This is a genomic window from Caballeronia sp. LZ019, assembly GCF_031450825.1.
In the GTDB taxonomy this organism is placed as follows: domain Bacteria; phylum Pseudomonadota; class Gammaproteobacteria; order Burkholderiales; family Burkholderiaceae; genus Caballeronia.
On sequence record NZ_JARTVZ010000001.1, the window covers coordinates 35,034 to 47,402 of the forward strand.

Sequence of the window (12,369 nt, forward strand, 5' to 3'; positions counted from 1 at the left end):
GCATGCAGGACAACGACGTCGATTTGCAGCAGTGGCAGCGGCAGGTCATCGAGGAACTGGGCGTGCGCGATCAGTTCGATGCCGACGGCGAACTCGAGCGGCGCGTCGCTTTTCTGGCGGACTACCTGAAGTCGAGCGGGCTTCGCACCTATGTGCTCGGAATCAGCGGCGGGGTGGACTCGTCGACGGCGGGGCGTCTTGCGCAACTGAGCGTCGAGCGCCTGCGCGCCGATGGATACGAGGCGCATTTCGTCGCGGTGCGGCTGCCGTACGGCACGCAGCGCGACGAAGACGACGCGCAGCTCGCGCTGCAGTTCATCCGTCCCGACGAGAGCTTCACCGTCAACGTCAAAGGTCCATCGGACGAGATGCTCGCCGCGCTCAAGGCAGGCGGCGCGCAATACACCGACGATTTCCAGGAAGACTTCGTGCTCGGCAACATCAAGGCGCGCCAACGGATGATCGCGCAATTCGCGATGGCGGGCGCACGGCGCGGCGTGGTCATCGGCACCGATCACGCGGCCGAATCGCTGATGGGCTTCTTCACGAAGTACGGCGATGGCGGCGCGGACATCCTGCCTTTGTCGGGCCTGACGAAGCGCCGCGTGCGGGCGCTCGCGCGGGCGATGGGCGCGGAGGAACGTCTCGTGATGAAGGTGCCGACGGCGGACCTCGAAACGCTCACGCCGCAGCGCCCGGACGAGGACAGTTACGGCATCTCGTATGAAAACATCGACGACTTTCTGGAAGGCAAGGAAGTCAGCACCGAAGTGCTCACGACGATTCGCCGGTTCTATACGGCAACGCGTCACAAGCGGGCATTACCTGTCGAGCTTCCGCGCGACTGACGCTGGAATGCTGATTGCGAACCGTAAGCCGCACGATGGCTGCAAGCCTGTCTGAACCCACTCACTTTGCAATGGAGGCAACATGGCATCGAAAACTTTGCAGGACCTCTTCATTCATTCGCTATCGGATGTGTACAGCGCGGAGAAGCAACTGACGAAGGCGCTGCCGAAGCTTGCGCGCGCCACCTCGAACGAGCTGCTCAAGCAGGCGTTCCAGCAGCATCTCGAAGAAACGAATGGTCAGATCGAACGGATCGACAAGGTTGTCGAGCTGACCGGCTTCAAGCTCAAGCGCATCAAGTGCGTGGCGATGGAAGGGCTCGTCGAGGAAGGCCAGGAGCAGATCGAGGATTTCGAACAAGGCCCGATCCGCGATGCCGCCTTGATCGGCGCGGCGCAAAAGGTCGAGCACTACGAGATCGCAACGTACGGCACGCTCGCCACGCTCGCAAAGCAGCTCGGCCAGGAAGAGGCGATGAACCTTCTGCTCGAAACGCTGCAAGAAGAAAAGTCCACCGATGAAAAGCTCACGGAACTCGCAAAGGCGCAACTCGCCGAACAGACCAAGACCGCGGGCTGATCTCCCGATGGTCGAATAGCCGAACGACGCGCCGCATCGCCGGCGCGTTTTTTATGGACGATCGAAGGCCGTTAGAAAGGGAATATCCCTTGCTTTCGCGTGTAGAAACATAACCCACAACGCGCGAGGCATGACATGGCCGAGTCAGACAATGGCGCCCGCAAGAGCGAGGCGTATCCCTTTTCGTCGGGCGGCTGGGGCTCGCTCAAGGCAGTGGCGAGCGTGCTTGCTCAAGAGAAAGTCCCGCTCAAGGACGCGACCGTACTGCTCAAGCAGAACAAGCCGGATGGCTTTCAGTGCGTGAGCTGTTCGTGGGCCAAGCCGGCCGATCCCCATGTATTCGAGTTCTGCGAAAGCGGGGCAAAGGCGACCGCCTGGGACCTGACCGCGAAGCGCATGACGCCGCAGTTCTTCGAGTTGCATACGGTCTCGCAACTTCGCGCATGGCACGACCATGACCTCGAAGAAGCAGGACGCATCACGGCGCCGTTGCGCTATGACCCGGCTACCGACAAGTACGTGAGCGTCAGCTGGGAAGAAGCCTTCGAGGACATCGGCCGGGAGCTGCGCGGCTTCGATCCCAATAGCGTCGTGTTCTATGCATCGGGACGCGCATCGCTCGAAACGTCCTACATGTTCCAGCTCTTCGCGCGCATGTACGGCACCAACAATCTTCCCGACAGCTCGAACATGTGCCACGAGAGCACGAGCGTCGGGCTCAAGGCAGCGATCGGCGTGGGCGTCGGCACCATCACGCTCGACGACTTCGAGAAGACCGATCTCATGTTCTTCTTCGGGCAGAACGTCGGCACCAACAGCCCGCGGATGCTGCATCAACTGCAGGAGGCCCGCAAGCGCGATGTGCCGATCATCACGTTCAATCCGCTGCGCGAGCCGGGCTTGCTGCAGTTCGTGAACCCGCAGTCGCCCGTGGAAATGATGACGCCCGCGCATACGGTCATCAGCACGCAATATCATCAGGTGAAGGCGGGCGGGGATACGGCGGCGCTGCTCGGCATCTGCAAGTCCGTCATTCATGCGGACGACCGCGCGAAAGCGAGCGGCGAGCCGCGCATTCTCGATGTCGCGTTCATCGAAGAACATACCGTGGGCTTCGAAGCGTTCGCCGACTATGTGCGCGCCGCATCGTGGGACGACATCGAGCGCTTGTCCGGCCTCTCTCGCGCCGACCTCGAAGCCGCCGCCGACGAATACATGCGTGCTAACGCCGTCATCGCGCATTACGGCATGGGCATCACGCAGCACCGGGAAGGCGTGCAGAACGTGCGCATGCTGTGCAATCTGCTCTTCTTGCGCGGCAATGTGGGCAAGCCGGGCGGGGGGCCGTCGCCGGTGCGCGGTCATTCGAACGTGCAGGGACAACGCACCGTCGGCATCACCGAGAAACCGGAGCTCGCGCCGCTCGACAAGCTCGCGAGCCAGTTCAGTTTCGAACCGCCGCGCGAGAAGGGCATGAATATCGTCGAGGCATTCGAGGCGATGCTCGACGGCAAGGTGAACGCGGTCATCAACCTCGGCGGCAATCTGGTGCGCTCGGTGCCGGACCGCCTGCGCATCGAGCCGGCGTGGCGCGATCTGAAGCTCACCGTGAACGTCGCGACGAAGCTCAACCGCAGTCATCTCGTGCACGGAAAGAAGTCGTATATCCTGCCGTGCCTGAGCCGCATTGAAATCGATACGCAGGCAAGCGGCGCGCAGGCGGTGTCGATGGAAGACAGCACGGGCTGCATTCACGGTTCGCGCGGCATGGCCGAGCCGGCATCGGCGGATGTGCGTTCCGAGCCGTATATCGTCGCGGGGCTGGCGAAGCACACGCTCGGCGAGCGCTCAACCGTTGACTGGGATCGCTGGGTCGGCGACTATGCGCTCGTGCGCGACGAGATCGCGAAGACCTATCCGGAGACGTTCCACGAATTCAACGAACGCATGTGGACGCCCGGCGGCTTTCCCCGCGATCTGCCCGCGCGCGAGCGCAAGTGGAAGACGAAGAGCGGCAAGGCGGAGTTCTTCGTGCCGGAATCCATCGGCGAAGATCCGGACATGCCCGAGCGCGATGAGCAGGCGCTGCGGCTCATGACGCTTCGCAGCGACAGTCAGTTCAACACGACGATCTATAACCTCGACGACCGCTTTCGCGGCATCAGCAACGACCGCATGGTGCTTCTGATGTCCGAAGCCGACATGCAAAGCCACGGTCTCAGGAAGGATGATCGCGTGACCTTGCAGACCATCGCCGATGACGGGTTCGAGCGCCGCGTCGCGGGCTTGCGCATCCAGCCGTATGACATACCGGCCGGCTGCATCGGCGGCTATTACCCGGAATGCAATCCGCTTCTGCCGCTATGGCACCACGCGAAGGAAAGCAAGGTGCCGGCGGCGAAGTCCATTCCGGTGCATATCGTCGAAGTGAACGGGACGCCGCGCGCGGCATGACGCAGGCGCGGCGTCGTGGGGCGTGACGCTTTACGCGTAATGCTTCATGCGCCGCGATGCCGAAGGCTTGAGGCAATGCGCGATGGCAAGCGCGCCGAGCGACATCACCGCGAGCGATGCGAGCGGGAACGTGCCCATCGTGTTCGCCGCGATCGCCGCAGGCCGCTTCTGCCCGACGAGCTGCATCCTTCGCATCGTCATGCGCGCCCCGAGCTCGGAAAGCCGCGATGCCAGTGCGCGTTCGGCGGTCGGCAGGAGCACGGTCTCTTCGTCCGCGACATGATGAATCGTTTCGCGCATGAGTTGCATGAAGCGTGCGTCGTACGCGGCGTCGTCGGGGCCCATCGCTCGCAGCTTCGCGATGTCCTCGCGCATCTTGTCGTGCTCGGGCTTGCTCTTCGCGAGGGTGTCGTCGCCGGGCAAGGCTTCGGCCAGTGCGGGATAGAAGATCTCTTCTTCGAGCTGCGCATGAATTTCCAGCGCCGTGCAGGCAAGTTCGACGATGGCGCGCTTTCTCCACCACGGACTATCCGCATGATAACGATGAAAGGCGGCCATGACGTGCGTGTGATCCATGCGGATCATCGTCGTGATGGAGGGCGAGACGGATTGCATATCCACGGTGACTCCTTCGCTCGGTAGTGGGGATGTATCGATTCTTATGAACGTCAGGCGCCCTGGGCTTCCTTGAACTGCGGATGCGTGTAGGGCAACAGCGCATCCGGCGCGCGCATGTCGCGCGGCGTTTCGAAGGTGCGCAACGCTTCGCCGCGCATCGCGTCCGGCGCGCGCGGAAAGCCGCTGCGGTTCCGATACATCGAGACATAGCGTTGCGTACGGACGTGCGACTCTTCGTCGTCGGCGTTCGATAGCGACAACGCCGTGTGCACGTCGAGCGCCGCGATGCCCGCGACATTGACGATCGCGCCGAGCGCATGCGTGCGGCTGTCATCGCGTCTCATGTCGGATGCGGCAGCGAGCGTGGCGAGATCGAGCACATCGCCGCCGACGCGCGCCCACAGATAAGGCGCAGGATTGCGCGACATCAGAATGCCGACGCCGCACGCAATTTCCCGCAGTCCGTAAAGACGCATGAGCGCGGAGTTCGTGCGCACGCCGGCCGCGCGTGCAACGGCGTTCGGCGCGAGCAATTGCGCAGCGCCGAGGGCGAGACTGAACCAGCCGAGCCCGCGCGCGATCGACGCCGGTTTGCTGCGCGACGTGCTTTGTGCGGTGCGTTGTGTGGTGCGCTCTTTGGGCCGGGACTTCGGAAACGGATACGGGGCGTCGCTCATGGATTCACCTCTTTGCGGGGAAGGCGGAGACGTGATCATCCAAAGCAAAGGGCGTTCCGCTTCGTGCTGGGGAATGCGCGGCAAGGTATGCGTCCTGCTTGCCGGGCCGGATCGACCCGATGCATTCATGGAGGCAATACACGATGGCAACACAAAGGCAGCGACTCGGCGGCTGGCTTCCGGAGAAGGAAGAGCAGGTTGCGCAGTTCCGGAAGCAGTTTGCCGCTCAAGCCAGGGAGCGCGCCGCGACGGCCATGACGAGCAGCGTCATCGACGAGTTCGCATCGTTCATACGCGAAGATCCGGTGATCCGCATGAACTTCGCGCGCGCGATCGATGAAGCGCTCGCAGAAGGGTTCGAGCTGGGTTACGCGAATATCGACGAATGCCTGCAAATGCTCGATGCAATCCTCACCTACGCGCCGCCGTTCAGCGAGTCGAGCCTCATCCACTGTCCCGTCAACGCGATACTCGACTGGCCGATGGTCATGCCATCGGGCTATGCGCTCTTTCGCGATCCCGCGTTCAACAGGCACATGAAGCGCGTGCTGAACGTGTGGTCCGGCTATCTGAGCGGTCCGTATTCGCGCGTGCATCTGAACACGGACGCGCCGAACGGCTGGTTCAGTCCGGAAGCGGACAGCAAGATCGGCTTGTCGCAGTTTCTATGCGATCCGGAGAAGCCGTACTGGGGCTTCTCTTCGTGGAATCACTTCTTCACGCGCGAGTTCAGGCCGGGAGCGCGGCCCGTCGCGCAGCCGGCGAACGACAAGATCATCGTCAGTGCCTGCGAGGCCTCGCCGTATAACATCAAGCACGATGTGAAGCTCAAAGACGAATTCTGGATCAAGTCGCAGCCGTATTCGCTGAAGGAGATTTTCACGGCGAAGGAAACGGCGCTCGCGGAACGTTTCGTCGGCGGCTCCATCTACCAGGCGTTCTTGAGCGCGTTCTACTACCATCGCTGGCACGCGCCGGTCAGCGGGACCGTCGTAAAAGCGTATCTGGTGGATGGCACGTATTACTCGGACGCGGAATCGGAAGGCGAAGACCCCGGCGGCCTCAACGATTCGCAAGGCTATATCAGCGCGGTCGCGGCGCGTGCGGTCATCGTCATCCAGTGCGACGATCCGGCCATCGGCGAAGTGGGGTGCGTGTTCATCGGCATGGCGGAAGTGTCGTCATGCATGATCGAGGCGCTGCCGGGACAACGCGTGCGGAAGGGGGATGAGCTGGGTTACTTCCAGTACGGCGGTTCATCCATGTGCCTTATTTTCAGGCCCGGCGTGATCGACAGCTTCGTCGTGCAGCCGCCGTTCAGCAAGGACGAATCACCGGTGAAGGTCAACGCGCATCTGGCGACGGCGCGCTGAAGAAGTCGAGCGCCGCGCGTTTTTTTCGAAGCAAGTAAAACGCGCGGCGCCGCCATCAGCGATGGGCAAGACCATGCTCGCGCGCCGGCATGAACGCCCGGACGAGTGAGTAGATGCCTGCGAGTCCAACGAGGATATAAACGATACGCGCTCCCGGCGATCCCGCGCCGAAAATGGCGGCGACGAGATCGAAGTTCAGGAGACCCACGAGGCCCCAGTTCAGCGCGCCGATGATGACGAGCGCACCGGCGATCCAGTTGACCGGGCTGCGGCGAACCGCGACGGTCCCATTCGATGAAACAGTTGGCATGACTAAACTCCGTATAGACGATTGTTGAACAGCTTCCACATGGCCGATGCCGCTTGTTGAAGCAGCATCGACCTTCGAACGACTACCTTACTTCGGCTGAGTCACCGCCTGGCCCGAGCCGAGATCGGCTCCCGTGGTCGGATCGGCCGTCGGGTCGGATGCGGTGCGCGTCGCCAGCGCCTGAAGCGCTTCGACTTCGGTCTGCGTCACCTGGACGCTCGCGGTGCCGTCGCCGCCGTTGACTGCCGGCTGCGGGTCCGCGACGAACTCCCAGTCGCCGCCCTCGTTCCACGGGCCGCGCATGTCTTCGCCCTTCGACATGTTGAAGTACACGCTCGTAAATTCCGGCTTGCCCGGCAGCTTGCCCTGCGGGAAGTTCGGCTGAATCGAGTGCAACGCCTTTTCGAACGACTTCTGATGCGCGATTTCGCGCGTCATCAGGAAGCCGAGCGCATCCTTGATGCCGGGGTCGTCGGTCACGTTGATGAGACGTTCGTAGACGATCTTCGCCCGCGACTCGGCCGCGATGTTCGAACGCAGGTCGGCTGTCGGATCGCCGATGGTGTCGATGTACGCAGCGGTCCACGGCACGCCCGCGGAATTCGTGAGCGGTGCGCCCGCGCCGTACAGGATGGACGTCGTGTGCGAGTCGTTGCCGTTGTTGGTGATCGTGCGATACAGCTCCGCCTCTTCTTCGACGGCTTCCGCCAGCGTGCCCTTCGCCCCCTTGTTCAGCATCGCGACAATGCTGCCGATGACTTCCAGGTGGCTCAGTTCTTCGGTGGCGATATCAAACAGCAAGTCCTTGCGGCCTGCATCGTCTTCGGTGACTGCCTGCGTGAAGTAACGCATCGCAGCGGCAAGCTCACCTTGCGGACCGCCGAATTGCTCCAGCATCAGATTGGCAAGGCCAGGGTTCGGTGCAGCCACGCGGACGGTGTATTGCAGGCGTTTGTTATGTACGAACATATCAACGGCTCCTTGTTTTTAGGGACGAACGCTTCCATTGCGGCGGTTAGGCTCACAGTGGGGCTTGAGTCAATCTCTTGGTGCTCGCAGCGGCGCGTGCCTCGCACATGCGTGGCACACGCCGGTTTTGCCGCGAGCCTCAGCGCATGCGGATCGCGCTGGCGTGATGCGGCCGACAGCGCCGCTCGGTGGACTGGAGCCTTCCCGTCGTTGCCTCGGAGCGTGGACGGGCAGGCGTTTCTCTATCAGCAACGCACGTGCCAACGTGCGCTTACTTCTTTGCTTCCTGACCCGCCGCAGACCGTTCGAGATACTGCGTGGTGATGAGCGGGATATGCTCGAGCAGCCACTGTGCCATCGCGTGTTCCTGCGGCAGAATGCGTTCGCAGGCGGCCTTGGTCTGCGTATCGCCGCAGCGTTCGGCGGCAGCGATGAGCGCCGTGTAAGACGCGATTTCGAGGTTCTCGAACACGTAGCTCATGTTCGCGCCCTTCACGACTTCGTCGGTCTGCGTCATGCCGCCGGCCGCCTGGCCGAACGCCATCATCTTTGCAGTGAGATCCTTCACGATCGACGTCGAGCCGCCGAGCCGTTCGATGCATTCCGCGACGATCTTCTGCTGGCCGAGCGTTTCTTCCAGATGCTGGTCGATGCGTGCCTTGAGTTCGGGGTAGTGTTCCAGCCGGCCCGACTGCGCGCGAAGCATCTGCTCCGCTTGCTGCTCCATCGCGTGAGCGTCGCGCAGCCAGTCGAGAAGGTGTTCAGCAGGGTCGGTCATGATGTGCTCCTGACGAGGGGTGAAGCGCGAAGAGACGCGCGTAGTTCTCATTTCGCAATACTCGTGCCGCGAGCGTCGTCCGAAGAAGCGTCGCATTCCGTACTAAATGCGGAATAGCGCTTGCTGGCGGAGATGAGGCAAAGGAGGCACGAAGATGAAATCGAACAGTGCATTGATGCGCGCCATCTGTTCCGGCGGCATGGCGGGGCTTTTCTCGGCGGCGGCGGCAGGGGCGGGCGCATCGGCGTCGGGCCGTCGTCCTTATGCGGCGATCAACGCGGTCGCGCACTGCCTGTGGCCCGACACCGCGCCGCGCGAAGAGGACCTGAGCGCGAAATACACGGCGACGGGCGCGGGCATCCACATGGGCAGCGCCGTATTCTGGGGCGTGTTGTTCGAAGCGCTGTGCGGGCGGCGTGCGCGTGCGGACAAGGTCGTCGCCGCTGCCGCGACGACAGCGGCGGTGGCCTATGTCGTCGATTATCACGTCGTGCCGAAGCGTCTCACGCCGGGCTTCGAAGCGCACTTGTCGAAGCAGTCGCTCGCGATGACTTACCTTGCGCTGGCAGCAGGCTTCGCAGTGGCCGGCCTGTTGCGTACCGAAACTTCGCGCTAACAGGTCTACGCGGACAGCGGCGCGAAAGGCGCATGACCGCGCCGGCGAGCGGACAGCCATGCTTCGAGCGTCCCGATGTCGGCTGCGCTCGCTTCGAGCCCGAGCTTCGTGCGACGCCAGAGAATATCGTCGGCGGTGTGTGCCCACTCGTGGTCGACGAGATAGCGCGCTTCCGCTTCGTATAAGTCGGGCGCCAGCCGCGCGCCGAGCGCCTGCATCGAGCCGATACCGTCGAGCATGACATCGGCGCGAGTGCCGTAGGCGCGTGCGTAACGCGTTGCCAGCTCGCGCGGCAAGAACGGATATCGCTGTTCGAAGCCGTGCAGGAAGCGCGCGAAATCGGCATCGGGCATCTCGCCGCCGGGTAGCGGCGCGGCATGTGTCCATGCGGGGACGGTGATCGCAAGCGGTCCTGCAAGCTGCTCGACCGCTTCTTCCGCGAGCCGCCGATACGTCGTGATCTTGCCGCCGAAAATCGTGAGCAGCGGTGCGCGCGTCGTATCGAGCTGAAGCTCGTAATCGCGCGTGGCCGATGCCGCATTGTCCGCGCCGTCCGCAAGCAGAGGTCGCACGCCGGCGTAAGACCACACGACATCGCTCGCCGCCACCGGCTTCCGAAAATAGCGATTCACCGCCGCGCAAAGATAATCGATCTCTTCCGGCGCGATGCGTACGTCCGCGAGCGGCCCTTCGTAATCGACATCCGTCGTGCCGATCAGCGTGTAGCCGCGTTGCCACGGAATCGCGAAGATGATGCGGCGGTCGTCGTTCTGAAGAATGTACGCGTGATCGTGATCGAACAGCTTGCGCGTGACGATATGACTGCCCTTCACGAGCCGCATCGCCCGCGTGCCGTTGTCTCCGGCGGCCAGCGCATTGACCCACGGCCCCGCCGCATTGACGAGCGCGCGCGCGCTGATTTCCCGCTGATGCCCGGCCGCATCGGCGATCAGCACGCGCCACTCGTCCTCACCGCGCGATGCCGAAACGAAGCGCGTGCGCGTTGCGATCCGCGCACCGCGTTCGTGCGCGCCGAGCGCGTTGAGCACGACGAGACGCGCGTCGTTGACGGCGGCATCGGAATAAATGAAGCCGCGCGTGATCGAATCGACGAGCGGCGCGCCCGCGACATGGCGACGCAAATTCACGCTGCGCGAACCTTCGAGCACGGCGCGGCGGCTCAGATGATCGTAGAGAAAAAGGCCCGCGCGAATCATCCATGCGGGACGCAGCGCAGGCACATGCGGCATGACGAAACGCAGCGGCGCGATGAGATGAGGCGCGACGGACAGCAGCACTTCACGCTCTCGAAGCGCCTTGCGGACGAGGCCGAACTCGCCGTATTCCAGGTACCGCAACCCGCCGTGTATGAGTTTCGTGCTCGCCGATGACGTGTGCTGCGCGAGATCGTCCCGTTCGACCAGCATCACGCGCACGCCGCGCCCCGACAGGTCTCGCGCGATGCCCGCACCGTTGATGCCGCCGCCCACTACGAGAACGTCGAAATCGACGTGTGCGCCCCGTTCAGCCATGCGTTCCCCCGTTTTCCCCAGTCTTGACTGCGTTATAGGCCGGACTGCACGTTTTTGCAACGCGTCTGCAATTTCGTGCAACCGTCACTATAAGACGATCAGGCGACGTGATGTAATGACGGCATCGATGCATATGCAGAGCGACCCATGCCGAACCCCGTGTTCAAGGACGAAGCCAGCCAGTTCGCCGCCGCCGTGCAAGTGGCGAAGATGTACTACTACCAGAGCATGACGACCGATGCGATCGCGCAGGACATGAAGCTGTCGCGTTCGAAGGTGTCGCGGCTGCTCGGCGTCGCGCATGCGAACGGTCTGGTCGAAATCCGCATCAACGATCCGAGCGAGCGGCAAAGAAGCGTCGAACTGGAACTCACGGAACGGTTCCGGCTGGCAGCCGCGCGCGTGGTGCCGGTGCCCGAAGCGGCGGGCGAAGCGGAGTGGCTGCGTCGCGTGGCGATGTTCACCGCGAGCTATCTGAACACCGTCGTCGATTCAAACATGGTCGTCGGGGTGGCGTGGGGCACGACGATGGCGGCGGTATCGGACCATCTGATTCCGAAATCCACCGCGAACGTGGACATCGTGCAACTGAACGGGGCGGGCAACGCGCAGGGCGTGACGAGCACGTTCAGCAGCAATCTCATCATGCGCTTTGCCGTCAACTTCGACGCGCGGCCGCATCCGTTCCATGTGCCCGCGTTTTTCGACTACGCACAGACGAGGCGCGCATTATGGCGCGAGCGCAGCGTCCGGCAGATACTCGACTTGCAAAGCCGCGCCGACATCATGCTGTGCAGCGTCGGCGTGATGTCGCCGCACATGACGAGCCATGTCTATAGCGGCGGCTTTCTCGAGAAGAGCGAGCTGGAATCGCTGCGCAAGGACGAAGTCGTCGGCGATATCGCTACCGTGTTCTTTCGCGCGGACGGGACGTATCGGGACATTGCGCTCAATCGACGCGCGAGCGGGCCGGACCTCGGCCTGTTGCGGCGCGCGAAGCATACGCTCTGCGTCGTGTCGGGGCAGCGCAAGGTCGAAGGCTTGCGTGGCGCGCTGCGAGGCGGCTTCATCCGGGAGCTGATCATCGACGAGCCGACCGCGCGTGCGTTGCTCGCAGGGTAATCGCATGGAACGCGGCACGACGCTCGCTAGCGCCAGCATGGACGAATCTGCTTTGATCTTCATAGAGCGATGAGAGAAAGGGCCACCATCATTTGCTACCGCGACGGGAAAATATTGCTCGTCGGACGGAAGCGCTCGCGCTGGGCGCTGCCCGGCGGAACCATCCGCAGAAAGGAGTCGCCACAGGACGCGGCGCGCCGCGAACTGGAGGAAGAGACGGGCCTCGTCGTCGGCGAACTCGCGTATCTGTTCCTCTTCGGCGGCGTGAACAAGCATCATCACGTGTTCAGCGTGAGCATCGCGCCGCAAGCAAGGCCGGAGCCGCGCAACGAGATTGCGCGCTGCGAATGGTTCGCGGCATCGCAGATCGCGACGCTCGCGACGAGCGTGCCGACGCGGGAGATCGTCGCGCTGACGCGAAGCCGCGCGGCGGGCGCGGAGCACGTCGAAGTCACATGGGGCGCGATAGACGCACTCGCATGACGCGCCGAA

Annotated in this window: 13 protein-coding genes; 7 read left to right on the forward strand and 6 right to left on the reverse strand. The window is 63.2% G+C overall.

All coding sequences use genetic code 11. The annotated features are described in order from the left end of the window. Nucleotides 1-2 precede the first annotated feature (2 nt). From nadE to P9255_RS00165, 3 genes are all read left to right on the forward strand, one after another. Complete coding sequence (gene nadE / locus P9255_RS00155) at nt 3-848, forward strand: ammonia-dependent NAD(+) synthetase (protein ID WP_309768835.1); 846 nt, start codon at nt 3-5, stop codon at nt 846-848. A gap of 82 nt (nt 849-930) precedes the next feature. Then, nucleotides 931-1,428, forward strand: coding sequence for a ferritin-like domain-containing protein (locus P9255_RS00160; protein ID WP_309768836.1), 498 nt, complete (start codon nt 931-933; stop codon nt 1,426-1,428). A gap of 135 nt (nt 1,429-1,563) precedes the next feature. Then, entirely contained in the window at nt 1,564-3,882 is a 2,319-nt protein-coding gene (locus P9255_RS00165) for an FdhF/YdeP family oxidoreductase (RefSeq protein WP_309768837.1), read from the forward strand. A gap of 30 nt (nt 3,883-3,912) precedes the next feature. Here the strand turns inward: P9255_RS00165 and P9255_RS00170 are convergent, their stop codons facing one another. Beyond that, entirely contained in the window at nt 3,913-4,497 is a 585-nt protein-coding gene (locus P9255_RS00170) for a hemerythrin domain-containing protein (RefSeq protein ID WP_309768943.1), read from the reverse strand. Between the two features lie 53 nt (nt 4,498-4,550). Beyond that, nucleotides 4,551-5,177 carry a hypothetical protein gene (locus tag P9255_RS00175; RefSeq protein ID WP_309768838.1) on the reverse strand — a complete coding sequence of 209 codons (627 nt, stop codon included), beginning with the start codon at nt 5,175-5,177 and terminating at the stop codon, nt 4,551-4,553. 143 nt (nt 5,178-5,320) lie between these two features. Here P9255_RS00175 and P9255_RS00180 point away from each other — a divergent pair, with 143 nt between their 5' ends. Next, on the forward strand, nt 5,321-6,550 hold the full coding sequence (locus tag P9255_RS00180) for a phosphatidylserine decarboxylase family protein (RefSeq protein ID WP_309789006.1): 1,230 nt from the start codon (nt 5,321-5,323) through the stop codon (nt 6,548-6,550). A 55-nt stretch (nt 6,551-6,605) separates the two neighbouring features. Here the strand turns inward: P9255_RS00180 and P9255_RS00185 are convergent, their stop codons facing one another. The 3 genes from P9255_RS00185 to P9255_RS00195 form a co-directional block, all read right to left on the reverse strand. After that, entirely contained in the window at nt 6,606-6,860 is a 255-nt protein-coding gene (locus tag P9255_RS00185) for a DUF378 domain-containing protein (protein ID WP_309789007.1), read from the reverse strand. Nucleotides 6,861-6,947: 87 nt separating this feature from the next. Next, entirely contained in the window at nt 6,948-7,829 is an 882-nt protein-coding gene (locus P9255_RS00190; RefSeq protein WP_309789008.1) for a manganese catalase family protein, read from the reverse strand. A 271-nt stretch (nt 7,830-8,100) separates the two neighbouring features. Next, entirely contained in the window at nt 8,101-8,607 is a 507-nt protein-coding gene (locus P9255_RS00195) for a ferritin-like domain-containing protein (RefSeq protein ID WP_309768841.1), read from the reverse strand. A 154-nt stretch (nt 8,608-8,761) separates the two neighbouring features. On the opposite strand from P9255_RS00195, the gene P9255_RS00200 reads away from it, so the two are divergent. Beyond that, on the forward strand, nt 8,762-9,223 hold the full coding sequence (locus P9255_RS00200; RefSeq protein WP_309768842.1) for a hypothetical protein: 462 nt from the start codon (nt 8,762-8,764) through the stop codon (nt 9,221-9,223). Between the two features lie 5 nt (nt 9,224-9,228). On the opposite strand, the gene glpD is transcribed toward P9255_RS00200, so the two are convergent. Then, nucleotides 9,229-10,755, reverse strand: a complete 1,527-nt coding sequence (gene glpD, locus P9255_RS00205) for a glycerol-3-phosphate dehydrogenase (RefSeq protein WP_309789009.1) — start codon at nt 10,753-10,755, stop codon at nt 9,229-9,231. A 147-nt stretch (nt 10,756-10,902) separates the two neighbouring features. On the opposite strand from glpD, the gene P9255_RS00210 reads away from it, so the two are divergent. After that, on the forward strand, nt 10,903-11,877 hold the full coding sequence (locus P9255_RS00210) for a sugar-binding domain-containing protein (RefSeq protein ID WP_309768844.1): 975 nt from the start codon (nt 10,903-10,905) through the stop codon (nt 11,875-11,877). Nucleotides 11,878-11,946: 69 nt separating this feature from the next. After that, nucleotides 11,947-12,360 (forward strand): NUDIX domain-containing protein, encoded by a 414-nt coding sequence (locus P9255_RS00215; RefSeq protein ID WP_309768845.1) that lies wholly within the window; start codon nt 11,947-11,949, stop codon nt 12,358-12,360. Nucleotides 12,361-12,369 lie beyond the last annotated feature (9 nt).

Excerpts from the sequence above, each read along its gene's own strand:
- P9255_RS00170 (WP_309768943.1), bottom strand. The coding sequence starts at position 4,497 with ATGCAATCCGTCTCGCCCTCCATCACGACGATGATCCGCATGGATCAC.
- nadE (WP_309768835.1), top strand. The coding sequence starts at position 3 with ATGCAGGACAACGACGTCGATTTGCAGCAGTGGCAGCGGCAGGTCATC.
- P9255_RS00160 (WP_309768836.1), top strand. The coding sequence starts at position 931 with ATGGCATCGAAAACTTTGCAGGACCTCTTCATTCATTCGCTATCGGAT.
- glpD (WP_309789009.1), bottom strand. The coding sequence starts at position 10,755 with ATGGCTGAACGGGGCGCACACGTCGATTTCGACGTTCTCGTAGTGGGC.
- P9255_RS00180 (WP_309789006.1), top strand. The coding sequence starts at position 5,321 with ATGGCAACACAAAGGCAGCGACTCGGCGGCTGGCTTCCGGAGAAGGAA.
- P9255_RS00215 (WP_309768845.1), top strand. The coding sequence starts at position 11,947 with ATGAGAGAAAGGGCCACCATCATTTGCTACCGCGACGGGAAAATATTG.
- P9255_RS00210 (WP_309768844.1), top strand. The coding sequence starts at position 10,903 with ATGCCGAACCCCGTGTTCAAGGACGAAGCCAGCCAGTTCGCCGCCGCC.
- P9255_RS00185 (WP_309789007.1), bottom strand. The coding sequence starts at position 6,860 with ATGCCAACTGTTTCATCGAATGGGACCGTCGCGGTTCGCCGCAGCCCG.
- P9255_RS00165 (WP_309768837.1), top strand. The coding sequence starts at position 1,564 with ATGGCCGAGTCAGACAATGGCGCCCGCAAGAGCGAGGCGTATCCCTTT.
- P9255_RS00200 (WP_309768842.1), top strand. The coding sequence starts at position 8,762 with ATGAAATCGAACAGTGCATTGATGCGCGCCATCTGTTCCGGCGGCATG.
- P9255_RS00190 (WP_309789008.1), bottom strand. The coding sequence starts at position 7,829 with ATGTTCGTACATAACAAACGCCTGCAATACACCGTCCGCGTGGCTGCA.
- P9255_RS00195 (WP_309768841.1), bottom strand. The coding sequence starts at position 8,607 with ATGACCGACCCTGCTGAACACCTTCTCGACTGGCTGCGCGACGCTCAC.
- P9255_RS00175 (WP_309768838.1), bottom strand. The coding sequence starts at position 5,177 with ATGAGCGACGCCCCGTATCCGTTTCCGAAGTCCCGGCCCAAAGAGCGC.